General features: G+C 40.7%; 21 protein-coding genes and 1 pseudogene. 6 read left to right on the forward strand and 16 right to left on the reverse strand.

The window, feature by feature from the left end; all coding sequences use genetic code 11:
• Nucleotides 1-116 precede the first annotated feature (116 nt).
• Nucleotides 117-467 (reverse strand): hypothetical protein, encoded by a 351-nt coding sequence (locus tag CDG62_RS08625; protein WP_087526456.1) that lies wholly within the window; start codon nt 465-467, stop codon nt 117-119.
• 253 nt (nt 468-720) lie between these two features.
• Between CDG62_RS08625 and mnmG the strand changes: the two genes are divergently transcribed.
• Entirely contained in the window at nt 721-2,601 is a 1,881-nt protein-coding gene (mnmG, locus tag CDG62_RS08630) for a tRNA uridine-5-carboxymethylaminomethyl(34) synthesis enzyme MnmG (protein WP_087526455.1), read from the forward strand.
• Nucleotides 2,602-3,395: 794 nt separating this feature from the next.
• Here mnmG and CDG62_RS08635 read toward each other — a convergent pair.
• Nucleotides 3,396-4,397: a helix-turn-helix transcriptional regulator gene (locus CDG62_RS08635; protein WP_087526454.1), complete on the reverse strand. Its 1,002-nt coding sequence runs from the start codon at nt 4,395-4,397 to the stop codon at nt 3,396-3,398.
• 239 nt (nt 4,398-4,636) lie between these two features.
• Between CDG62_RS08635 and CDG62_RS08640 the strand changes: the two genes are divergently transcribed.
• The 5 genes from CDG62_RS08640 to CDG62_RS08660 are packed head-to-tail and all read left to right on the forward strand — an operon-like array spanning nt 4,637 to nt 8,823.
• A complete protein-coding gene (locus tag CDG62_RS08640) occupies nt 4,637-6,187 on the forward strand; it encodes a circularly permuted type 2 ATP-grasp protein (RefSeq protein WP_087526453.1) in 1,551 nt (516 codons plus the stop codon).
• A 25-nt stretch (nt 6,188-6,212) separates the two neighbouring features.
• Complete coding sequence (locus tag CDG62_RS08645) at nt 6,213-6,815, forward strand: alpha-E domain-containing protein (RefSeq protein WP_087526452.1); 603 nt, start codon at nt 6,213-6,215, stop codon at nt 6,813-6,815.
• The gene (locus CDG62_RS08650; RefSeq protein ID WP_087526451.1) at nt 6,812-7,591 is read left to right on the forward strand and encodes a transglutaminase family protein; all 780 of its coding nucleotides are present in this window, start codon (nt 6,812-6,814) and stop codon (nt 7,589-7,591) included. The genes CDG62_RS08645 and CDG62_RS08650 overlap by 4 nt, the downstream gene beginning before the upstream one ends.
• A 24-nt stretch (nt 7,592-7,615) precedes the next feature.
• Complete coding sequence (locus CDG62_RS08655; protein WP_087526450.1) at nt 7,616-8,350, forward strand: proteasome-type protease; 735 nt, start codon at nt 7,616-7,618, stop codon at nt 8,348-8,350.
• Between the two features lie 47 nt (nt 8,351-8,397).
• Nucleotides 8,398-8,823, forward strand: coding sequence for a BLUF domain-containing protein (locus CDG62_RS08660; RefSeq protein WP_087526449.1), 426 nt, complete (start codon nt 8,398-8,400; stop codon nt 8,821-8,823).
• A gap of 32 nt (nt 8,824-8,855) precedes the next feature.
• Here CDG62_RS08660 and alr read toward each other — a convergent pair whose 3' ends face one another.
• The 14 genes and pseudogenes from alr to ppsA form a co-directional block, all read right to left on the reverse strand.
• Nucleotides 8,856-9,926 (reverse strand): alanine racemase, encoded by a 1,071-nt coding sequence (gene alr / locus CDG62_RS08665; RefSeq protein ID WP_087526448.1) that lies wholly within the window; start codon nt 9,924-9,926, stop codon nt 8,856-8,858.
• A 47-nt stretch (nt 9,927-9,973) separates the two neighbouring features.
• On the reverse strand, nt 9,974-11,419 hold the full coding sequence (gene dnaB, locus CDG62_RS08670) for a replicative DNA helicase (protein ID WP_004696432.1): 1,446 nt from the start codon (nt 11,417-11,419) through the stop codon (nt 9,974-9,976).
• 272 nt (nt 11,420-11,691) lie between these two features.
• Nucleotides 11,692-12,138 (reverse strand): 50S ribosomal protein L9, encoded by a 447-nt coding sequence (gene rplI, locus CDG62_RS08675; protein ID WP_004696433.1) that lies wholly within the window; start codon nt 12,136-12,138, stop codon nt 11,692-11,694.
• A 9-nt stretch (nt 12,139-12,147) separates the two neighbouring features.
• Nucleotides 12,148-12,375 carry a 30S ribosomal protein S18 gene (gene rpsR, locus CDG62_RS08680; protein ID WP_004278792.1) on the reverse strand — a complete coding sequence of 76 codons (228 nt, stop codon included), beginning with the start codon at nt 12,373-12,375 and terminating at the stop codon, nt 12,148-12,150.
• An 11-nt stretch (nt 12,376-12,386) separates the two neighbouring features.
• Nucleotides 12,387-12,773: a 30S ribosomal protein S6 gene (gene rpsF / locus CDG62_RS08685; protein ID WP_004696436.1), complete on the reverse strand. Its 387-nt coding sequence runs from the start codon at nt 12,771-12,773 to the stop codon at nt 12,387-12,389.
• Nucleotides 12,774-12,917: 144 nt separating this feature from the next.
• Nucleotides 12,918-13,673: pseudogene (locus CDG62_RS08690) on the reverse strand (DUF3142 domain-containing protein).
• 7 nt (nt 13,674-13,680) lie between these two features.
• On the reverse strand, nt 13,681-15,795 hold the full coding sequence (locus CDG62_RS08695; RefSeq protein ID WP_416232135.1) for a hypothetical protein: 2,115 nt from the start codon (nt 15,793-15,795) through the stop codon (nt 13,681-13,683).
• Between the two features lie 106 nt (nt 15,796-15,901).
• Nucleotides 15,902-16,780, reverse strand: coding sequence for a heme o synthase (gene cyoE / locus CDG62_RS08700; protein ID WP_087526446.1), 879 nt, complete (start codon nt 16,778-16,780; stop codon nt 15,902-15,904).
• A gap of 10 nt (nt 16,781-16,790) precedes the next feature.
• Nucleotides 16,791-17,120: a cytochrome o ubiquinol oxidase subunit IV gene (locus CDG62_RS08705; RefSeq protein ID WP_171405743.1), complete on the reverse strand. Its 330-nt coding sequence runs from the start codon at nt 17,118-17,120 to the stop codon at nt 16,791-16,793.
• Nucleotides 17,117-17,737 carry a cytochrome o ubiquinol oxidase subunit III gene (gene cyoC / locus CDG62_RS08710; RefSeq protein WP_004696446.1) on the reverse strand — a complete coding sequence of 207 codons (621 nt, stop codon included), beginning with the start codon at nt 17,735-17,737 and terminating at the stop codon, nt 17,117-17,119. The genes CDG62_RS08705 and cyoC overlap by 4 nt, the downstream gene beginning before the upstream one ends.
• 4 nt (nt 17,738-17,741) lie before the next feature.
• Entirely contained in the window at nt 17,742-19,730 is a 1,989-nt protein-coding gene (gene cyoB, locus CDG62_RS08715; RefSeq protein WP_087526444.1) for a cytochrome o ubiquinol oxidase subunit I, read from the reverse strand.
• A 3-nt stretch (nt 19,731-19,733) separates the two neighbouring features.
• A complete protein-coding gene (gene cyoA / locus CDG62_RS08720; protein WP_004696450.1) occupies nt 19,734-20,807 on the reverse strand; it encodes a ubiquinol oxidase subunit II in 1,074 nt (357 codons plus the stop codon).
• Between the two features lie 301 nt (nt 20,808-21,108).
• The gene (locus CDG62_RS08725) at nt 21,109-21,876 is read right to left on the reverse strand and encodes an RDD family protein (RefSeq protein WP_087526443.1); all 768 of its coding nucleotides are present in this window, start codon (nt 21,874-21,876) and stop codon (nt 21,109-21,111) included.
• A gap of 340 nt (nt 21,877-22,216) precedes the next feature.
• A complete protein-coding gene (gene ppsA / locus CDG62_RS08730; RefSeq protein WP_087526442.1) occupies nt 22,217-24,595 on the reverse strand; it encodes a phosphoenolpyruvate synthase in 2,379 nt (792 codons plus the stop codon).
• Nucleotides 24,596-24,709: the final 114 nt, after the last annotated feature.

A 24,709-nucleotide genomic window follows, 5' to 3' on the forward strand; every position in this document is an offset into this window, starting at 1 on the left:
TTTTATCTTTAATGTTTTTTGAGTGTATACAGAATTCAATAATTTACAAGATAGAAAAAAGGGTAAAAATGGACTATTTTTACCCTCAATACAGCATGAGCTTTAAGCCGTTTTGATTACATTCTTGGTTTAGGTGCCACAAAACCAAGGGCGCATTTACCTTTGATTTCTTTACCTTCGATATTAATCGATGTCGCATTCGAGTCACCTTGACAAATACTGGTTAACTCAGCTTCATCACCATGAATATTGGCATTTTTTGAGCTTGGGAAAAATTGGGTTTCACAGGTACCATTCCAAATAATACCTCGATAGGCAAAACTGACCGCTGCTCCTTGAGACTTGCCTTTACAGACTTGTTGATAACGTTGACTATCATAGACCTTTTCAACTTTATCATTGGCTGATACAAAAGGCGAAAAAAATAAACCGCAGAGAATGGATGAAAAAAGAATCTTCTTATTCATAATGCTTACCTTTGGTTGTTGTATGATCAACTTATAGCATAAAAAATGATCAAATTAATGCAAGGCTTTTCAGGTAACAAAACGCATCCTTTGTTGAGTTTTTGCTATTGCACTGCAAGTAAAATTACAGAAACCTATCGCTAGTGCCGTAAGCACGGTAGCGCATATACAATAATTTCCACGGAATCTGTCAACTTATAATTGAAAATTTGCTATAATCTTTCGTTATCATTTTTTAATCTCCTTTACCACTATGCATTATCCTAAAGTTTACGATGTCATTGTTATCGGCGGCGGTCACGCAGGTACAGAAGCAGCATTGGCTGCGGCACGTATGGGGCGACAGACTTTACTCTTAACTCATAATATTGAGACTTTAGGGCAGATGAGCTGTAATCCAGCAATTGGTGGTATTGGTAAATCACATTTGGTGCGTGAAATTGATGCCCTGGGCGGTGCTATGGCATTGGCTGCCGACAAAGGTGGTATTCAGTTCCGTATCCTAAACTCACGGAAAGGTGCAGCCGTTCGTGCAACACGTGCGCAGGCAGACCGTATTCGCTATAAAGCTGCGATTCGTGACACTTTAGAAAACCAAGCAAATCTCGATATTTTCCAACAAGCGGCAGATGATCTGATTGTTGATGGTGATACCGTAAAAGGTGTTGTGACCCAAATGGGTATTCGCTTTGATGCGAAAACAGTGGTACTCACAGCAGGAACCTTCTTGGGTGGTGTAATCCACGTAGGGCTTGAAAAATCAAGTGGTGGCCGTGCAGGCGATCCACCTTCAATTTCATTAGCACACCGTTTACGTGAGTTGAATTTGCCAGTGGGTCGTTTAAAGACAGGTACGCCACCACGTATTGATGCCCGTTCGGTTGATTTTTCTGTGATGATTCCACAGCCAGGTGATTTCCCATCACCGACCATGTCTTTCATGGGGGATGCGTCTATGCACCCTGAGCAAGTGAATTGTTATATCACACACACCAATGAAAAAACCCATGACATCATCCGTGGTGGTTTAGACCGTTCACCAATGTACACTGGTGTTATTGAAGGCGTGGGTCCACGTTACTGCCCATCTATTGAAGACAAAATTCACCGTTTTGCTGATAAAGACTCACACCAAGTATTCTTAGAGCCGGAAGGCTTAGATACACATGAGCTTTATCCAAATGGTATTTCAACTTCACTGCCATTTGATGTGCAGTTTGAGTTGGTTCGTTCAATTCGCGGGATGGAAAATGCGCACATTTTACGTCCAGGTTATGCGATTGAATACGATTACTTCAACCCACAAGCATTGAAATTTACTTTAGAAACCAAAGCCATCAATAACTTGTACTTTGCCGGCCAAATCAATGGTACGACAGGCTATGAAGAAGCGGGTGCGCAAGGCTTGCTTGCAGGCTTAAATGCTGCGCGTCGTGCGTGGGATCAAGAGCAATGGACACCAAAACGTGATGAAGCCTATATGGGCGTGTTGGTGGACGACTTGATTACGCTAGGTACGAAAGAACCGTACCGTATGTTTACTTCACGTGCTGAATATCGTTTGATGTTACGTGAAGACAATGCGGATCAACGTTTAACTCCAGTGGGCCGTGAAATGGGCTTGGTGGATGACGAGCGTTGGGTTGCTTACTGTGAAAAAATGGAAGCAGTTGAACTGGAAACAGGTCGTTTACAACACCTTTGGGCAGCACCAAACAACCCAATGGGTAAAAAGTTTGTCGAAATGACAGGTGCGGATTTATCGAAAGAGTGTTCTGCGATTGATTTGCTCAAACGTCCGAATATTTCATTTGCTCAAATTGCACAACTCACAGGTTCAGAAGTTTCTGCACAAGTGGGTGATCAAATTGAAATCGCAGTGAAATATGCAGGTTATATTAACCGTCAGCATGAAGACGTTGCACAAATGAAGCGTTTGGAAGAAACTAAAATTCCAGCCGATTTTAATTATGATGTGGTTTCAGGTTTATCTCGTGAAATTACTTTAAAATTGAAAGATGTACGCCCTGAGACATTAGCTCAAGCAAATCGTATTCCGGGGGTAACACCTGCAGCAGTGCAATTGATCATGATTACGATCCGTAAAAATGCACAAACGAAAAAATCTGCTTAATCTTTGAAAGTTATTGAAAAAGTCCGTTTTATGCGGGCTTTTTTTTGGGCAAAATCAGTGCGCTATACATCACAATAAAAAAAAGTTAAGTAATGTCATTACAATATAAAAATGTAAAATTGGTTATTTGTATGAAAAAGGGCTCTATTTTAATGCCGATTTAGACGTTACGCAAAAATGGTATGAGCGCTTATTACGAAAACCTTGTATATCGTATACGCCTGAATATATCGAAGAGCAGTCGAATCCTGAGTAATCAAAAATGTATGACAGAATCAATAATGAAGCACTTAAAGGATTAGTGCGTATTGAAGAAAAGTGACCTAAACGTAGCAAGTGGCAATTTTAGAAGAAATAAAAACGGACGATTTGTAACGATTACTGTCGAAAGGTTCTTGCAGTCCAGATTGGAAATGCAAGGGCCTCATCATAGGCCTGCTAGCCACAAGGCTGGCTTTTTGTTTTGGCAGATAAACAAAGCAAAATAGATGTTTAAGATAAAAACAGATAAAAATAGCCAATCATGTTATTTCACAAAAGTATCGGCGTCTTTTAAATTGATTTTACGTTCTTAATATAAGGTTAATACTATGACAATGAAATCGATCCGTTTTAACAGTGGAGAGCTTGCATGCCAATGCTAGTTTGTATCAATCATCAAAAAACAGCGAACTCATCTTGGTTTAGGGGAGGCATTAAACCAAGATGAACAATGAAAACGACAAACCCAAGCAATTCAAATATCTAATACCAAAAAAACTGTAAAGCCCCTAATACTTGGGGCTTTTTTTATGTTAATCGATGATGGTTTGATTGACCGCATCACGAACTTCTTTGGGTTCAATGTGGCTAATTTTATGCCCAAAACTACGCAGCCACCACACCAGTTGATTGGTAAAAGGTACTGTAGCATGAACCAAGATTTGCCCATTTCCGAGCGGTTCTAAAACCTGATTGGTACTGAGTTTGGTTTCCTCCAAATACAGCGCATCTATTTCAGTCATAGTCAGGGTAAGTGCAACGGTTTCAGTAGGTTTTGAAAAGTCTACACGGAAACCTAATGCACCCGATTCGATATATTCATCGATATCAAAATTGACTGGATGTAAGGCACGTGTGTTTAAAACCTTCGCTGATTTGAAACGGTGCAGCGCAAAGGTCTGAATATCGGTTTTGTCGTGGCGCGTACAAATTAGATAAATAATTGCACCTTTTTGAACCAATGCCAGCGGGTTGAGGGTATAGGTTTTTGCTTCAGCCGCTTGGTTTAAGCCTTGATAAACACATTCCAGTTGTTTGTCTTGGAGCAGTCCTTCATAGATGGCTTGCTGCGCTGTTTTCTCCACAATTGGGGGAATCAGTGGTTGTGTCGCAGGGACAATGCGTACGCGGTTAATCCATTGGCGTACATTGTTTTGGGTAGAGAGGCTACGACGTGCTAAGTCAAACCATGGATTCATTTCTTCAATTAAACTTGGAGGAAGAAGATGTTTAAGGTGTTCTTCGACCATCATAAACGTTACTGCTTGTGAGCTGGTCATGTGCGGTAAGCTTTGAATTGGAGCATCAGAACGCCAACGCCAACCTTGAGGTACAGCTCCATTGTTTTCAATCGGGAAGCGTTGAGAGATTTGGTTTAAATCACGTTGAATAGTTCGCAAAGTAATATCGATGCCTTCACGTTGTAAAATCTCTTGCAGCTCTCGAGTTCCCATCCATTTTCCAGTGGAAAGACGAGATAAAATTTGCCATTGGCGATAGAGACTATTGGACGTTTCTTTTTCTTGTATAGACATAGTTTAATAAAATATAGAAGTCGAAATTACTTACTTGAATGTGAACACAATAAGAAAACTCATCCGTTTAAGCAAGCTTTGCTTGAAATTTTTCAGTTATATTTTTTGACACAACTTAATGCGAAATAGAATTGAAGCAATCTGTTTTTTATCGATTAATAAACAAAGCATCTTTAGAAACCTATGGCATAGATATTGCTACGTATGGGTTACATATCGATAACAATTGAGAGGTTTGTATGTTTAAAGAAGATAAAGATACAAATGTAAATACGATGTTGGACGGATATAAGCTTAACTCTCCTGTATTAAATCCGATTCACTCTCATGATCGTCTATCGAGCCAGTCTGTTGGATTGTTTCATCAAATGACCTCGAATTTCTTTAATGAAATGACAGACGACCAAGCGATGTCTGGTGAGGCTTGTACACGTATTGAGCACTGGTTGTCACAGCATAGTGTAGAAGAACTCGAAGAACTAAACCAAATTGCCAAACAGCATTTTTTATATGAAGGTATTACGTTTACTGTATATGGTGAATCCGAGGGTATTGAGCGCACCATTCCTTATGATTTAATTCCACGTGTGATCGCCAAACAACAATGGAATAAAATCTCCCTTGGCTCTGCACAACGTGTGCGGGCTTTAAATCTATTTTTACATGATATTTATCATCAACAAGACATTCTCAAAGCGAAGATTATTCCAGAACTGCAAGTGTTAACGCATGAAGCTTATCAACCGCATATGTATGAACACCGTTTAAAAGGTCAGATTTATAGCCAAATTAGTGGGATTGATATTATCCGTGATGGGCAGGGTGAGTTTTATGTACTCGAAGATAATTTAAGAACGCCGTCTGGCGTGTCTTATATGCTTGAGAGTCGTAAGATTAGTGAAAAACTCATGCCTGATTTGATGCAGAAGAGCCATATTTTAGGCATAGAACAATACCCCCAATTACTTAAACAAATCCTGGCTGAAAATGCTTATGTTGATCAGCCTTTCATCGTAGTGCTGACACCGGGGCGTTTTAATAGTGCCTATTATGAACATGCTTTTTTAGCCCGTGAAATGGACGTGCCTTTGGTGACATCGCGCGATTTGTTTGTGGAGCATGATAAGGTCTATGTCAAAACCATTCGGGGCCGTCAACGAGTAGATGTAATTTACCGACGTTTGGATGATGCATACCTTGATCCGCTGTGTTTTATGCCGAACAGTACTTTGGGTGTCGCAGGGTTGATGTCGGCTTATCTGAGTCATAACGTGGTTATTGCGAATGCCCCAGGCACAGGGGTTGCGGATGATAAATCGATTTACCCTTATGTCGATAAAATGATTCAGTTCTATTTAGGTGAACAACCTATCTTAAAAAATGTTCCGACATATCAATGCCGTAACAAGCAAGATTTGGCTTATGTACTGGAGAACCTTGAGCAGTTAGTGGTCAAAGAGGCGCAAGGTTCGGGTGGATATGGTATGCTGATTGGACCGCAAGCCTGTAAAAGCCAAATTGAGCAATTTAGAGATAAGCTCATGGCGACACCGCATTTATATATTGCCCAGCCCACTTTAGAGCTTTCAGTCAGTCCAACTATGACTGAATCGGGTGTTTCTGAGCGTCATATTGACCTTAGACCGTTTGTACTCAGCTCACCTTATCGTACCGAAATTGTCCCTGGCGGTTTAACACGGGTTGCGATGAAAGAAGGTTCGTTGGTGGTCAACTCATCCCAAGGAGGAGGAATTAAAGACACTTGGGTCGTGGAAAACTTACATTCATAAAATAAACAAATATGAGGGTAGAACTATGATTTTATTAAGCACCAATGCTGAAAATATTTTTTGGTTAGGACGGTATTTAACACGTACTCAATATTTGTGTGCTCAGTTTCCTTTTACCCAAGACCAGCCTGCAATGGATTATGCGCATGCATTTTGCTTGCCTGCTTTTGATGCGTGCTCACTGAATGAGCTGATTTTAAACCCAAATAATCCTGCATCATTTAACCAGCAATTTCAAAATGCAAAGAGTAATGTGCAAGATCTGCGTGGGATTTTATCTGCAAAGGCCTATGCAGAACTGAATCAATTTATCAAAAATGCCACTGAAAATACCGCCTATATTTGTGATGTGGTTGGAGAGTGTCAGGATGTACTTGAGTCTGAAGCTAGTGATGTCTTTTTATTCTTTAGTTTAGGGCAAATGATTGAGCAGCTCGACCGTCAAATTCGTCTGAAGCAAGATGCACAAAATACTTTGGTTGAAATAGAAAACATTGTCATGTTGTTAAAAGAAATGGGTTGGTTAAATCTGGCACAAGCTTGGCTAGAGCTTAAATCACAACCTGATGCGATGAATTTTTATCATTTTAGTGATTATATTCAACAATTGTTTGAGGTTGATGTATGAGACTAATGATCAATCACCAAACGCATTATCAATATAGTGAAATGGCGTTGAATAGCATTCAATATATCAAAATGACACCTACAAATAATTCACACCAGAAGGTATGTCATTGGCATGTGAGTGTGCCGGGGGAGCGTGAAGAAAAATGCGATGCTTTTCATAATATTTGGATTACCAGTTCTCAACGAGAAGCGTACCAACAACTGACCATAATGGCTCAGGGTATTGTTGAAATTAACAGTTCGGCAGAGTATGGCATTCAAGACCGGTTGAATCCCAATTTATTTTTACAACCGACGCTCAATACTCAGTGCAATGCCGAAATGAAGGCATTTGCACATCAGTATGTGCCTGAGCTGAATCGGGGAAATTTGATGAAACTGTCAGAAGCAGTTTTAGCGCATATTCCCTATTCGCCTACTGAAACCTCAGTGTTAACTTCGGCAATCGATGCATTCAATGGGCAACAAGGCGTATGTCAGGACCATAGTCATGTTTTTATTGCCATGTGTAAGCATCTTGGTCTACCCGTACGTTATGTTTCAGGGTATTTGCATGTGCCTGAAACTTCACACCTCGCCAGTCACGCGTGGGCTGAGGTGTACATTGATGATGCATGGTATTGTTTTGATACCAGTAATCAATTGTTCAAACCACAGTCACATATCTATGTGGCGATTGGGCGCGATTATTGGGATGTGGCTCCCGTTCGTGGCGTACGTGAAAAAGGTGGAGTGGAATCGATGCATTCCATGGTACAAGTTTTAAGTTGTTAAGGTTTAGCTGAAAAAGGACGTTCTATGACCTATTGTTGTGCACTTCGTCTTCAAGATGGTTTGGTATTTATAAGTGATACGCGTACGAACGCAGGTGTAGATCATATATCCGTGTTTAGGAAATTGTATACCTTTGGTGTGGAGGGTGGGCGCTTTATTGCGATTCAAACCTCAGGAAATTTAGCAACGACCCAAGCAGTGATTGGACATTTAAAAAATCATTTAGAGTTAAGCCAAGAACCCAATTTATATAGTGTTAATACCATGTTTGAAGCGGCTGAATTGGTCGGGCATACTTTGAAAAAAGTCTTGGGGGATATGACACCAGATACGCAAGAACAAAGTAATTACTACTGTAGCTTATTGGTCGGTGGACAAATTAAAGGGGCAGAAATGCAACTTTATAATATCTACCCGCAAGGTAATTTTATTTGTGCGACCAAAGATACGCCTTATTTTCAAATTGGTGAAAGTAAATATGGCAAGCCGATTCTAGATCGTGCATTACGGTATGATATGCCCTTAGATGAAGCGGTGAAGTGTAGTTTGATTTCTTTTGATTCGACTTTGCGCTCCAATGTTTCTGTAGGTTTGCCCTTAGATGCTTTGGTATATACGAAAGATAGTTTACATATTCCAGTGGGTAAACGGATTGATGAGGAAGATCCGTATTTTTCAAGCATTAGTAAGCAATGGTCGGATACCTTAAGAAAAGGGTTACAAGAATTGGCAAAGCCGACGGATGACTATTTAGTATAAATGTTGTAAATGCTAAAAATAATGAAATCAATAAATTGGGGCGGTCTATGCAGCAAATTTGCTATGCAAGTACTTCAACTTCGGATCACCTACAGCTTCTTCAAGATGTTCGGGACATTTTAAGCGAAGCACGTGATTTTAATACAGTACATAATATTTCAGGCGTTCTTTATTATGCAGATCAGCATTATTTCCAGTGCTTAGAAGGGGATGAATCGGTTTTACAATTATTAATGTCGAAATTATTGAAAGACCCTAGACATAAAGATATCAAAGTCTTTGAAGCGAAAACTATTCATGCGGCACATTTTAGAGCTTGGGGCATGAAGTATGTGCAACGTATGAGTAGCGTACATAACAAAATGCGTGAAATGGGCTTTGTAAAATTTGAACCACAGAGTATGAGTCAACAACAAATTGATCAGTTGTTACAAGACCTTTATGATGCCCAGCCTGATGAGAGTCTATGTTGAAAAAAAGCCCAAGTTTTACTTGGGCTTTTTTGTTAGATTTGCTTGCGTGTAGGGCGATTGCTTAACCGGCACAGTAACTCATAGCCAATAGTTCCATTGGCTTCTGCAACATCGTCAACTAAGCGGTTTTCACCCCAGAGTTCAACTTTTGTACCCAATCTGGCGTTTAAGCCCGTCACATCGATCGCAATCATATCCATTGCAACTCGGCCTACAACAGCTATTGCTTGACCATCTATAGCAACATAGTTTTGCTTTGGAAATGCACGTGGGTAGCCATCACCATAGCCAATAGAAACAATGGCCAGTTCAGTTTCTTGGCTGGCGACAAAATGCGAACCATAACCAACTACTTCACCTGCTTGAATGGTATTCAATGCAATAATTTCCGCCGTGAAGGTCATAACGGGCTTTAAGTCTAGGTTATGTGCATTTTTATCGGCAAAAGGTGATGCACCATAAAGCATGATACCAGGGCGAACAAAATCAAAGTTAAGTTCTGGCCATTTAAATATAGCAGCTGAGTTACAACATGAGGCTAGGATGGGAGAACACACTTCTTTGATGTGTAGAAATTGCGCACGTTGCTGTTCATTCAGTGGGTGATCCACGTCGGCATTGGCAAAGTGCATTGCCAGTACACATGTAAAGCCTTCTGCTTTTAAAGTGTTGATGACATCAATGATTTCAGCAACTTTAAAGCCTAAACGGTTCATGCCGCTATTGAGTTTTACCCATACTTTAAGCTTTTGTGCGATATATGCGGTTTTATGTGTGATCAGCCAATTAACTTGTTGTTGCTGATGAACCACACACTCGATATTTTGCTCAATGACGGTTTGCATTTCATCTGCTGAGAAAACGCCTTCAATCAGGGTAATCGGCTGTTTAAAGCCGAGTTCACGAATCTCTAATGCTTCTTCTAAGCAGGCGACGCCAAAGGCATCGGTTTCACTTAAGGCTGCTAAACAGTCTTTGACTCCGTGTCCATAAGCATTGGCTTTGACCATGCTGACGATTTTCGCGTTTGGGGCAAGTTGTTTGACACGGTTTAAATTATATTGCAGCGCTTGGCTATCAATATAAACTGTTGCTTGACGCACCCTAATTACTCCTACAGGGCCATGGAAGGGCGACGATGAGGTTTTAATTATTCCTCATCATCGTACTGAGCATAAAACTCAGGGGATAAGTTACTAAAGCGGGTATATTGGCCTTCAAAAGCAAGTCGAACGGTACCAATAGGACCGTTACGCTGTTTACCAATAATAATTTCGGCAGTGCCCGCTTCTTTGGATTCTTTGTTATAGACTTCGTCACGGTAAATAAACATGATCAAGTCGGCGTCCTGCTCAATCGCACCGGATTCACGTAAGTCTGACATCACGGGACGTTTGTTTGGACGGTTCTCAAGGGAACGGTTAAGTTGCGATAGTGCAATCACAGGACACATCATTTCTTTGGCAAGCGCTTTTAAGCTTCGTGAAATTTCCGAAATCTCACCGACACGGTTATCACCCATGCCTGGCACTTTCATCAGCTGTAAATAATCGACCATGATGCAGCCAAGTTTACCATCGTGCTGTTTGGCAATACGACGTGCACGTGCTCGAACTTCTGTAGGCGGAAGCGCAGAGGAGTCATCGATATAGAGCTTTTTCTCTTGCAGTTGCAAAATGGTGCCGGTCACTTTTGACCATTCATCGCCATCGAGTTTACCTGAACGTAAATGGCCCTGATGGACTTTCCCGTAAGAGGAGATCAAACGCATAGCAATGGAGTCGGCTGGCATCTCCATGGAGTAAACCAAGGCAGGTAAGTCATTATTAAACAGCACACTTTCAACCAGATTCATGGCAAAGGTGGTTTTACCCATCGATGGACGCGCTGCGACAATAATTAAATCACCTGCTTGCATGCCCGAGGTTTTATTGTCGAGTTCAAGAAAGCCTGTGGTTAAGCCTGTAATGCTGCCTTCCATTTGTGACAATTCATTCAGCTTATCAAATACATCAGCCACAACGGTGTTGATTGCTTTCGGGCCTTGTGCCTTAGCATTATTATTGTGTTGTTCTGCCAATGAGAAAATATTGGTTTCGGCTAAATCTAAAATTTCACTGACATTACGACCTTTGGTGTCATAGGCATTTTGTAAAATTTCAGAGCTGACCTTGATCATGCTGCGCAAAGTCGAAAATTCTTTGATTTTGGTGGCATAAGTTTCCATATTATAGAAACTAGACGGGGAGTCAGCCATCAATTGCATCAGATATTCTTCTCCACCAACCGCATCGAGTAGGTTTTGTGTGGTGAGCCAGTCATGTACTAAAACTGCATCATAGGGTGAGCTGTCTTTGGAGAGTTGCGCAATCGCGCGAAAAATATATTTATGGCGCGTTGCATAAAAGTCATTTTCAGTTAGGACATCGCCAACTTGTTCAAAGGATTCAGCAACCGTCATTAAAGCGGCAAGTACGGCTTGTTCCAATGCTAAGTTATGCGGAGGTGTGCGGAATTCTTTCAGTTGCCCTGACTCATTTGGTTTATTGTCTTGTTTCGATGAGCTTTTTTGAGCAGTGGCATTCGCCTGTGACATATAACGCCCTGATTTTTAATACAGTTAAGAGGGATAACTTAAGATAAATTTCACTGTAAATTTGGAAAAAATTACAGCCATTTAACTCTATGCACTTTATCAAAAAATGCAGCTGCTGTGTGCTGAATTCAAGACTTATGGATAAAACCCATAATATTTGAATTTGGCATTTTGCGGGGCAGACTGATGAAGTTTTAAGCTGATCGATGAAACTACTTTTTCATAGAGATAAAAAAAGAGCATGCAAAAGCATGCTCTTTTTTTGCAAGAAATTACTCAGATACGATAGTAACGAGAACTTCAGCAACAACATCATGGTGCAATTGGATTGCGATGTTGAATTCGCCAGTGTGACGAAGTGCACCGTTCGGTAAACGAACTTCTGCACGGTCAACTTCAAGACCAGCATTTGTTAAAGCGTCAGCGATATCACGAGTACCGATAGAACCGAATAGTTTACCTTCGTCACCAGCTTTCGCAGTGATTACGATGTTAACTTCGTCTAATTGGCTAGCACGTGCTTGAGCAGCAGCTAAAACATCAGCTTCAGCTTTCTCAAGTTCAGCGCGACGAGCTTCAAAAGCAGCAGTGTTAGCTTCAGTAGCTGCTACTGCTTGACCTTGAGGGATAAGGTAGTTACGGCCGTAACCAGCTTTAACTGAAACTTTATCGCCTAATTTACCAAGGTTTTTAATGCGTTGTAATAAGATAATATCCACAGCTCAACCTCACTTATGATTGTCAGTGTAAGGGATCAAAGACAAGTAGCGAGCTTGTTTAATAGCAAGCGCTAATTGACGTTGGTAACGAGCTTTAGTACCTGTAATACGGCTAGGAACAATCTTGCCGTTTTCAGTGATGTACTGTTTTAAAGTGTCGATATCTTTGTAGTCGATGTACGTAACGTTCTCAGCTGTAAAGCGGCAGAACTTGCGACGACGGTAAAAACGTGCCATTGATGTTCTCCTTATGCTTCAGCAGAGTCTTGAGCTTGTTGTGCTTCTTCACGTTGAGCTTTACGCGCACGTTTTTCTTCAGCACTCTTAGCCAATAGTGACTCTTCAGTGATAGCGTTCTCACGACGGATGATAAGGCTACGAATAATTGCATCGTTGTAACGGAACAATTCTTCTAACTCATCAAGAGTAGTTTGACCACACTCAACATTCATAAGAATGTAGTGAGCTTTGTGGATCTTGTTGATTGGGTAAGCCAATTGACGACGGCCCCAGTCTTCAAGACGGTGAATTTGACCTTCAGCTTCTTTGATGTGAGTTAGGTAGCGTTCTACCATACCAACGACTTGATCGCTTTGATCAGGGTGTACTAAAAGTACGATTTCGTAATGACGCATTGTCAGCTCCTTACGGTTTAAACAGCCCCTAACAAAAAAGTTGTTAGAAGCAAGGAGTCACAACCTAGGTTGTGTCGCATTAGATGCGAAGGGGGAATTTTAGAGACTTTGCTCGCCAAATTCAAGAACTTCTCTTAAAAAGCCCTAATTATTTTGAGGTTTTGAGCGTAAAAGGAAGACAACATAGCCGTTAAAGTTTGTATCATTTTCAAGCGTGGGTGGTCTATGCTACTCACCATATTGAACGATACCAATTTTATAAGGCAGTTTCAGTGCTGAAAATTTTTTTAGATAAGCTGCATAGTTAGGTATGGTGGTTGAACCTTGATAAGTTTGAATGACCAACTCGTCAATGGTGCTATTCAGGAGGTTTAAAGTCTCCTGATTTGTGACATTGGTCCAGTCCATTAAGCCCGTGATACTGAGTTGATAGTGCTGCGGTAATTGTTTTCTTAATTGACTTAAAAATAAGGCATATTGGTGTATGTATTTGGTTTTGGCATCGAAATCAATTTGTATGCCTTGAATATGATTCCCTGCATTTTCCCATTGCTGAATACGTTTTAAAATTTGTGTAAGTTCTTGGCCTTGCCAGTTTAAATGATAATTACGAAAAACTAGCCACACCTTTTGCTGAGGAATTGCTAAGACGCCTACGCCTTGTGGTATGAGTTTAGAGTGATGGGTTTGGGAATCTAAACGGACTTCGCCTTGTAAAACATAAATTTCTTTAGCCGCTTTGAGGTAAGGGGCTGATGAAATATTGCCCCAAATCCAAAATGCATCATAGTCTTCAGCATTTACCCGACCAAATGTTGAAGCTGACTGACTTGGCTGACAAGCCATGATGCTCAGCATAAAGATCAGCGTCATAACAACTGAAAAAATCTGCTTCAACATATATGTCTTACCAGTAATACTTTAAAGATTGTGCCCAAGAGGTAGTTGGATAGTCACGTTTAATATGGTCGAACCATTGTTTACGGGTAGATTTTTCAACCTCTGCATCCTGACAGTCATTCATTCCGCTTGGTGAGTAACACATGATTGAACGATAAAGCGCATACGCTTTTAAATCGGGTACAGAACTGAATTGAATGATGTCTTTATACACTTGACCACGGGCAAAAATTGCGCCTTGGAAATGAGCAGTCTCTTTTTCTAAAGCGGTGACATAGTTTATGTTGTAGCCTTGAGTCGAACGTGCATATTCGCCCAAGCAAAGTCGGAGTTTTAAATCTTGAGGTGAATTTTCAAGTTTTTGAGTCAGGCTGAATAAGTCAGGGCATTGAATTTGTGGCGTAATTTGAGTTCCTGCCCAAATGAAATCACTGAAAGGTGGTTGATTTTTATAATTTTGATATGTTTCTGAGTCATATTTATACTTTGCGGCATCTTGTGGTAGTAGTACGAAGGCTTGATTAAACAGTGTAAAGTTTTGATGTACCAATGACTTTTGCAAAGTTTTATATAAGGCTAAATTTTTTTGATCTGTACTTGAAGCTTTGCTCTGTACAATTTGCATTAAGCTTTTTTCATTGGCTTCATTTTCAATAAAGTTTTTTTGCAATGCAGCTTGTTTGATTTTAGCATCTGAACCGATGAATAGGTTTGCACTTTGTTGTTGGGCATAATGAGGATATAACATTAGCTCAAATAAGCTACGCTGTTCGATGGACTTTGATCGACTAAGCCAACCTTCCCAATATTGCTGCACATTTTGAGTTTGTCCGAGTTTTTCTAAAATACGACCTTTTAACAATATTTGACTGAGTTGAAGGTAACTATCGATTGAACTAGGGGAATGTTCTGGCAAATATTTTAAAGCTTCGCTTGGCTTGTTCTGCACAAAGAATAAGTGATTGGCTTGTAAGTATTTGAACAGTTCTGGCTGACTCTTAAATAATGTTTTTTGGTTGTTGAGTTCAAACCAGCTTAAAATTTTATCTTCTGCCGATGTTGCCTGACGCATTTGCATTAAATCTGAAATGGTCAGAAAGAAGGGATCTTTTAGATTTTTTGTATTGAATGAGCGGCTTTGAAAAACATGGCGATCCATTTCGAAGGCTAGATTATCGAGCTCTAAATTATAGTATTTGGAATCAGGATGATTGATTTGCCATGCGAGTTCGTTGGTCAGGAGTTCAGTATTGCCACTGAGCCAATAACAACGACGTAGCAAACCACGCGCGCTGGCTGCATATTTTCCTTCAGGGAAGCGCTTGAAATATGTAGTGATATGCTCATAGGTGTTTTTGAGTAAAGTCTGATTTATTTTATCGATTTTTAAGTCACCATATTCACCGACACCCGACTGATAGCTTTCATTGAGGCTGCTACGAATCAACATATATTGCGATGTTTCTTGGATCCAAGGCTGATCAACCGTAGTTAATACTGAGTAAATTTTAGTAGCTATGGAAAAGTTACTATTATAAAAGGCAATGGTCGCATTTAAATAAGACGCATATTGACGTGCTTGTATGGACCAGTTCGGATTAACTTGAATGAGGGCTAGATCACGGTCACAGGCCGAGATATTTTGTCTTTCTTGAATGAGTAAATCTTTTTCCGCTTTGCTGAGATTTTTGTCGACTTGTACCTGCTGGGTAAATTGATCCGAACCATTGTCTAAACTAGAGCAATGTTCTTGGTAGGGTGTCTTTTCATTACTTGGTTTTAAGCGAGCATTGGGGCGTTTATTGGTTACACTTTCAAACAGTGTTTTAGCCGCAAATGGTACGTTGCTATATTCGGTTTCCCAAAGCGGGCTATTTGGCTGATTAAAATTCAATTTGGCCAAGCCCATGTCGCTCAGGAGAAGAAGCATATTGGTTTGGTTGTCATTAGCGGGTGTGAGCGCAGGCAAATTGTCACAGGCTGTATAGGCATTGGTTTGAATGTTGGTCGATGGATAGCAAGAAACATCAAAACCAGAAAAACTGTGAGTACTATAAGCAAGACTAATAGGGAATAGACTAATAAAAATAGATTTTTTAAAAAATTGTGATGGCATTTTCATTGCAGAGCATGAGTTATTGTTGTGTCTGCTATGGTAACAATTTAAAGATTAAACTTAAATATTAAAGAAGTTGAAGTAAAAAAAGATAGAGAAAACTCTATCTTTTTTAAAACAGCGGCAAATGTGGAGCAGGTGAGACATAGCTAAAACTAAAACTAAAACTTAATGCAGTAATTAAAATCACTGAATATAAGAAATAGCGTTTTGCCCAAACCTGATCATTTTCAGCTTTAAAACCAATGATTGATAAATATAGCCAATAAGCACAGAGTGCGTTAAAGGTGATAAGAAAAAACATATTGGTATAGCCAAAACAATACAAACCATTTAACACCGCAGCAAACAGCAAGACATAAATCAAGCTTTCAACTTTCGTGCGGAAAATTGAACGTGCTACAGGTAAAATTGGAATGCCTGCATTTTTATAGTCGTCAAAGCGGTATACCGCAATTCCCCATGAATGAGGCATTTGCCAAAGTGCATATGCTAAGAAAAGCAATAATGCGGCAACATCAAATTCATTGGTCACAGCTGTATAGCCAATTACTGGTGGACTAGCACCAGAAATACTTCCAATCACGGTTTGGTGAATGGATGTGCGTTTGCTCCATAGACTATAAAAAATCACATAAACCACAAAACCAAGTACAGCAAAGCCAAAGGCATAAGCATTAACAAAAAACCAGAGTAGGGCGAAACCTAGTATTCCAAGCGCAGCAGAAAATGCCAAAGCGACGGAAGGACTGATGGTTTTTTTAACTAATGCACGGTTCATCGTCCGTTCCATCTTTTGATCAATATCTTGATCAATGACGTTATTGACGACACAACCAGAAGCCACAACCAGTGTTGTACCGAGTAGGGTAATGAGAAGAAGGAGGAAATCTACAGATCCCTGAGCGGCTAAAAAGAAGCCGCCCAGAGTGGTAACGAAGTTACCAAAGAGAATTCCTGGTTTAGTCAGGAATAAATACTTTTTCAACATGACAACCAGTTTAGATCATCATGTTGTAGTGTAAGTAGTTCATAATCCATACAGAGCCGACTAGAAGTACAGCAATACAAAGTACCGTATAGATAAATGCAATCACGTTCCAACGTTGCTCTGAAGATGAGTTCATGTGCAAGAAGTAAACTAATTGAACTAGAACCTGAGCAACCGCTGTAATTGCGATAACCGCCATAACAACACCGCGACCAAAACCACCAGCCATTACCATACCGAATGGAATTACGGTCAGGATAACTGAAAGGATAAAGCCGATCGTGTATTGCTTGGTGTTACCGTGTGAAGCACCAGCTGAGTTATGATCGTGACTCATTATAGAACTCCCATTAAGTAAACTACGCTGAATACACAGATCCAAACGATGTCAAGGAAGTGCCAGAACAAGCTTAGGCAAGCAAGACGACGTGTGTTTGGAAGAGTCAAACCATTTTTCTTGATCTGAATCATCAAAATGATCATCCATACCAAACCTGAAGTTACGTGAATACCGTGCGTACCTACTAAAGTAAAGAACGACGATAAAAACGCACTTACGCTTGGACCGTGGCCAGCATGAACTAAGTGATTAAACTCATATAGTTCCATGCCGATGAATGAAGCACCGAATAACCAAGTGATGGCTAACCAAGTTAAAACTTGGTTAACGTTCTTTTTGTATGCAGCAAGAACCGCAAAACCAAAAGTTACAGAAGAGATCAAGAGAGCGAAAGTTTCAGTTAAAACGAAACCTAAAGACTCACCGAATAATTCTTTTGCACTTGGTGTGCCCATAGGCACATGGCTACTTAAAACAGCGAATGCAATGAAGAGTGTACCGAATAGAATCAAGTCACTCATCAAATAAGTCCAAAAACCAAAGACGGTGATGTCAGTATCATCGTGGTGATGATGCTCATCGTGTCCGTGGTTTTCGTGATGAAGTACGTCAGCCATTGTCTTAGTCCTTCTTCAAATGTTTTTCAAGAATCGCGTAACGTTCATTTTCAATACGCTCAACTTCAGCAGCAGGAACATAGTAGTCCACTTTCTTCGTAAACGAAGATGCGATGAAGCTGATAATAGCAGCGATGAACATCACAACAACTAACCACCAGATATGCCAGATTAAACCAAAGCCCATAACAGTAATGAACATGGCAATCACAATACCAGCAGCACGATTCGTTGGCATATGGATGTCTTCGTATGAAGTAGGTTTCGCATATGCTACGCCATTCTCTTTGTCATTCCAGAACGTATCAATACCATTGATTGTTGGAAGGTGAGCAAAGTTGTAGAACGGAGCAGGAGACGAAGTCGCCCATTCAAGTGTACGACCATCCCATGGATCGCCTGTAAGGTCGAGGTTGTCGTTGCGTTGTAAGTAACCAACAACAATCTGCATAACGAAACATGCAATACCAAGCGCGACTAAAATTGAACCGAAGAATGCAATAGCGATGTATGGGTCCCATTCTGGGTTGTCATAAGTGTTCAAGCGACGAGTCATACCCATGAAACCAAGGATATAAAGCGGCATGAACGCAAAATAGAAACCAAAGAACCAGAACCAGAACGCAGCTTTACCCCAAGCTTCATTGAGCTTCCAACCAAACATTTTTGGCCAGTAGAAAATGATGCCGGCAAACATACCAAACACCACACCACCGATAATTACGTTATGGAAGTGAGCAATCAAGAACAATGAGTTGTGTACAAGGAAGTCCGCAGGTGGAACTGCCATTAATACACCAGTTAAACCGCCAATACCAAATGTTACAAGGAAGCCAAGCGTCCATAACATAGGAGTAGTGAAGGTGATACGACCCTTATACATTGTGAATAACCAAGAGAAGATTTTCACACCAGTAGGAATCGCAATAACCATGGTCATGATACCGAAGAACGCATTCACGTTCGCACCAGCACCCATGGTGAAGAAATGGTGAAGCCATACTACGAACGCAAGTACTGTGATCGCAATTGTTGCATACACCATTGATTTGTAACCGAACAACGTTTTACGAGAGAACGTTGATACAACTTCTGAGTAAATACCAAATGCTGGTAATACTAAGATGTAAACTTCTGGGTGACCCCAAGTCCAAATCAAGTTTACATACAACATTGGGCTACCACCCATGTCATTTGTAAAGAAGTGGAAACCAAAGTAACGGTCAAGCGTTAACATCGCAATTGTTGCTGTTAACACTGGGAATGACGCAATGATCAATACAGCTGTACACAAAGATGTCCAAGTAAAGATCGGCATGTCCATAAGTGACATACCAGGCGCGCGCATTTTAATGATGGTAACGAAGAAGTTAACACCTGTTAATAGCGTACCTAAACCGGAAATCTGAAGTGCCCAGATATAGTAATCCACACCCACACCTGGAGAGTATTCGATACCTGAAAGAGGAGGGTATGCCATCCAACCTGTAGCAGCGAATTCACCAATTGCAAGAGATGCCATCATCAAACCAACAGCACCAGCAAATAACCAGAAGCTGAGTGAGTTCAATAATGGGAAGGCAACGTCACGTGCACCAATTTGAAGAGGTACAGAGATGTTCATTAAGCCTACAACAAGACCCATTGCTACGAAGAAGATCATGATAACACCGTGAGCGGTGAAGATCTGATCGTAGTGTTCTGGGTGTAAATAACCTTCACCGCCACCACGAGCGAGGAAAAGTTGTAAACGCATCATAAATGCATCAGCAAAACCACGCACAAGCATGATGATTGATACAATTAGATACATAATACCAATTTTTTTATGGTCTACCGATGTGAACCATTCGTTCCACAAGTAGCCCCATTTTTTAAAGTAGGTAATACCAGCAACAACTGCGATACCACCTAAGATCATCATTGCAACTGTTACCAGTACAATTGGATCATACGGAATAGCGTCCGGACCTAACTTACCTAAGAAGCTCATGTCTTATTCCCCTACAACTGATGAAGCAGGTTCAACAGCGGCATGTGCTTCAGATGAAGCAGCCCCGTGAGCACCCGCAGTCGCTGAGTGATCAGCACCGTGATAGTTGCTCATATATTTGCTGATGACTGACTTAAACAAGCCTTCCTCTACAGAAGAGTAGTAAGTCACAGGGTGTGGCTTAGTTGGATAAGGCTTCATTGCCTCAGCAGCAGCCTTCTCTTCAGGAGTTTTTGCTTTTGAAATCAAAACTTCAATTTGGTGTTTACCACGGTTACCGTCACGTAAAGACTCAAATTCAGCTTGATCTAAAATTGTTTTTTGTACAGCTTTAGGATTAATGCTTGTACCGTTACCTGCTTTAACTGCAGCAACCCATTCAGCGAATTGAGCGTCAGTTACAGAGTGAGCACGGAAGCGCATTTGCGAGAAGCCGTAGCCTGAATAGTTCGAAGAGAAACCGCGGTAGCCTTCAGCTGGGCTAGTTCCATCTGCTAACAAATTCAAGTGCGTTTGCATGCCTGCCATTGCATAAATTTGACCACCTAACGCAGGGATGAAGAACGAGTTCATCGTGAAGTTAGAGGTAATTTTAAGTGCAACTGGAGTTTTTTCAGGGAAACGAATTTCGTTAACCGTAGCAATGTTAAGATCAGGGTAAATGAAGATCCATTTAAACTGTTCTGCAATGACTTGAATATTTACAGGTGCTTTATCAGATTCGAGCGGGCGGTAAGGGTCATACTTGTGTGAACCCCACCAAGTTAACCAAGCCAGAATGCCAATAATAATGACAGGAATACCCCAAACTACAATTTCAATTGCAGTAGAGTGTGCCCATGTAGGTTTATAGTCTGCATCTTTATTCGACGCGCGATATTTCCAACCAAACCATAATGCCATTACGACTGATGGAATAACCACCAATAGCATTAAATAGATCGCAGTCATCATTAAGTCAGATTGACCTTGTGCAACTGGACCTTTTGAGTTTAGAAGTACCATATCACCACCACACCCAGTTAAGAGCGCGGCAATCGCAGATAAAGACAATACAGCTAAAATCGTTTGTCTCATTTTACAACCTCGGTGAAGAGTCCCATTCCCTAATAAAATTGGGATAGCGATTAAAGTGTCGCATGATTGAAAAGTTTCTTTTTAAGTCTAAAAACACTTCTCAATCATAAGACACCGCTACGTTGTAGGGCATTATGCCTCATATCGACAAACTAAGCTATACGTAAAGATGCTTTAAATGACTGTTATAAAAACCGATTTTTTCACTCGGAATTTTATAATTTATCTAGGGATTTATATTGAATATCAATAAACTGCGGAAAACTGAGGGACGCCAAACCTCAGCTTAAATATGGTCAAATTACTGCTTAATGACCTTGGTTTTCGCCAGCTTATCGTGCAAAGTTTGACGCTTTGTACTTAAACCAAAGACGTGATCGATGATGGTAATAAACGGCATGAACAACATGTTGAGCACAATAAAGACGACGCTGCGTAATGTGAATGCACGTAAGAGGCTGACTTTTTCATTGGTTTCAACGTCTACAATTTTAATTTTGGTGATTTTTTTACCAATACTTTGGCCGCTTTTTGCTAAGAAAAAGGCCTGTATACCGAGCATAATTAGTAGGTAAATCCCCATGGTGGTCCATGCTTCAGTAGGAATCAAACTGAACAGTTGTGCTTGCAGTTCACTGGCCTGAGTTGCTGTAGTAGCCGCTTGCATTTTTTGCTGAATTTCAGTCAGTTCACCAAATTTATCTGCTTGTAAAAAGAACGAGGGAATCGCAGCGGCAGGAAGCCAAAGAAGTAAATCAATAACTTTGGCTAAGACGCGTGTGCCTATTGATGCTAGTTCAGGTTGAGCAACTTTCACCGCTGTGCGGTTTGGCTGTGAAAATTGATTTGGCGTATGCATTGGCTCAGGAATAGGAGGCTGAGGCTGATAACCTACAGGTTCATACGCCAGTTTTCCTTGGGTGAGTTCACCTAAAGCTTTCCATTCAGGCATACCTTGATGCCAAACTAAATCCGTCAATAAAACTTGTTGGCTTGCGAGCATTTGATTCAACTGCTCTAAGGTATATGGACCGGCTTGTTGATTATTTCGTGCCAAGTAAATCTGCATATAAACTTAATCTCAAAATATAAGTTGGGATATTCAAATAATAAATATATTTGTTTTTAGATTAAAAACAAATAAAAAATCTATGGTAAAACATGTGGATAGTCTAGAGAATTTCAAGTTGAAATTAACCAAAACTACACAAATTGCGGGACAGTGTAGCAAGGATTATGCTTCTTCTTCTAGTTTTATCGCAATGTGACCTTCTCTCAATTAAGATGTTGATGCATGAATGTCAAAATTTGCCTAGAGTATGTATAAATACGCTTGTTTCAATTTGAATGTGCTGAATCCTGTATAAAAAAAAGACCCATGAAGGGTCTTTTTTTATTGCATCAGAAATTTAAGCTTTTTGAGCTTTTTCTTCAGCAAGGAAGAACCAAGTATCTAATACTGAGTCAGGGTTAAGTGATACAGATTCGATGCCTTGTTCCATCAGCCATTGCGCAAGATCTGGATGATCTGATGGGCCTTGACCACAGATACCCACATATTTACCTGCTTTACGGCATGCATGAATTGCCATAGAAAGCAGTGCTTTGACTGCTGGGTCACGTTCGTCAAATAGGTGAGATACGATACCAGAGTCACGATCTAGACCAAGTGTTAACTGGGTTAAGTCGTTTGAACCGATAGAGAAGCCATCGAAGTGTTCAAGGAACTGTTCAGCCAATAATGCGTTTGTTGGTAACTCACACATCATGATCACTTTTAGACCATTTTCACCACGTTTCAGACCGTTTAACGCCAATAACTCAATGACACGCTTCGCTTCGTGTACAGTACGTACGAAAGGAATCATGATTTGAATGTTGGTTAAGCCCATTTCGTCACGTGCTTTTTTCAACGCGCGACATTCTAACTCGAAGCAATCACGGAAGTTGTCAGATACATAACGGCTTGCACCACGGAAACCCAACATCGGGTTTTCTTCTTCAGGTTCGTATAATTTACCACCGATCAAGTTCGCATATTCATTTGACTTAAAGTCAGACATACGAACAATCACAGGCTTATCTGCAAATGCTGCAGCAAGGGTAGAAATACCTTCAACCAGTTTTTCAACATAGAATTCGATTGGTGATGCATAACCCGCAGTACGTGCCATCACAGCAGCACGTGTTTCACGTGGCAAGCTGTCAATGTTCAACAAAGCTTTAGGGTGGACACCGATCATACGGTTAATGATGAATTCTAGACGTGCAAGGCCAATCCCTTCATTTGGAATTTGTGCAAAGTCAAATGCACGGTCTGGGTTACCGACGTTCATCATTACTTTGAATGGAAGCTCTGGCATAGATTCGATTGAGTTAGTTTGAATCTCGAAATCTAAAGAACCTTCGTAGATGAAACCTGTATCACCTTCAGCACATGAAACAGTTACTTCTTGACCATCTACTAGAACTTCAGTTGCATTACCACAACCAACGATTGCTGGAACACCTAATTCACGTGCAATAATTGCTGCGTGACACGTACGACCACCACGGTTAGTGACAATCGCAGCGGCACGTTTCATTACTGGTTCCCAGTCTGGGTCAGTCATGTCAGATACAAGCACGTCACCATCTTGTACTTTGTCCATTTCTTTAATAGACGTCACAATACGTACTTTACCAGAACCAATACGCTGTCCGATTGAACGACCCTCACAAATTACTGTGCCTTTTTGCTTCAAAAGGTAGCGTTCCATGGTGCCGACGTTTTCACGGCTCTTTACTGTTTCAGGGCGCGCTTGAACGATATAAATTTGACCGTCATCGCCATCTTTTGCCCACTCGATGTCCATTGGAGAACCATAGTGGTTTTCAATGATTAGCGCTTGTTTTGCAAGTTCTTGTAGTTCGTGGTCGTTTAATGCGAATTGTTGACGCTCTTGTTTTTCAACATCAACCACAACAACTGACTTACCAGCAGAGGCTTCTTCACCATAAATCATTTTTTGGTGTTTAGAACCCAAATTACGACGGAGCACAGCGTGCTTGCCTGCATTTAAAAGTGGTTTAGAAAGGTAGAATTCGTCAGGGTTTACTGCACCTTGAACGACCATTTCACCCAAACCATAAGATGCAGTGATGAAGACTACGTCACGGAAACCTGATTCAGTGTCGAGTGTAAACATTACACCCGCTGCACCAGTTTCAGAGCGAACCATACGCTGAACACCAGCAGATAATGCCACAACATCATGCGCAAAGTTTTGGTGTACACGGTAAGAGATTGCACGGTCGTTATACAGTGATGCAAATACTTCTTTGATCGCGATCAATACGTTGTCGATACCGCGAATGTTTAAGAAAGTTTCTTGTTGGCCTGCAAAAGAAGCATCTGGTAAATCTTCTGCTGTCGCAGAAGAACGAACGGCAACCGCGATGTCTGGGTTGCCGTTTGAAAGCTCTGCAAATGCTTTACGAACTTCTTGTTCGAGTTCTGCCGTAAGTGGAGTATCTACAATCCATTGGCGAATTTTAGCGCCCGTTTCAGCAAGAGCATTTACATCATCAACATTGAGAACTTTTAACTCTGCATTGATTTTAGCGTTTAGGCCACTTTGCTCGAGAAATTCACGATATGCTTGAGCTGTAGTAGCAAAGCCACCTGGTACAGATACACCTGCATTTGATAGGTGGCTGATCATTTCACCTAAAGATGAGTTTTTCCCACCTACAAGTTCAACGTCGTGTTTCCCTAATTTTTCTAGACCAATTACGCGCGCTTCCAAAGTTGTTACTCCACTTTTGCAGTATTTAATCACTATCTTGGCATCAGATTATAACAAATCTACTTAGCTTTTTGATTTTACTAAGCGACAGTCATGTAAGATCGGTTTACTATA

The sequence above is a fragment of the Acinetobacter sp. WCHA55 genome, from assembly GCF_002165305.2.
In the GTDB taxonomy this organism is placed as follows: Bacteria; Pseudomonadota; Gammaproteobacteria; order Pseudomonadales; family Moraxellaceae; genus Acinetobacter.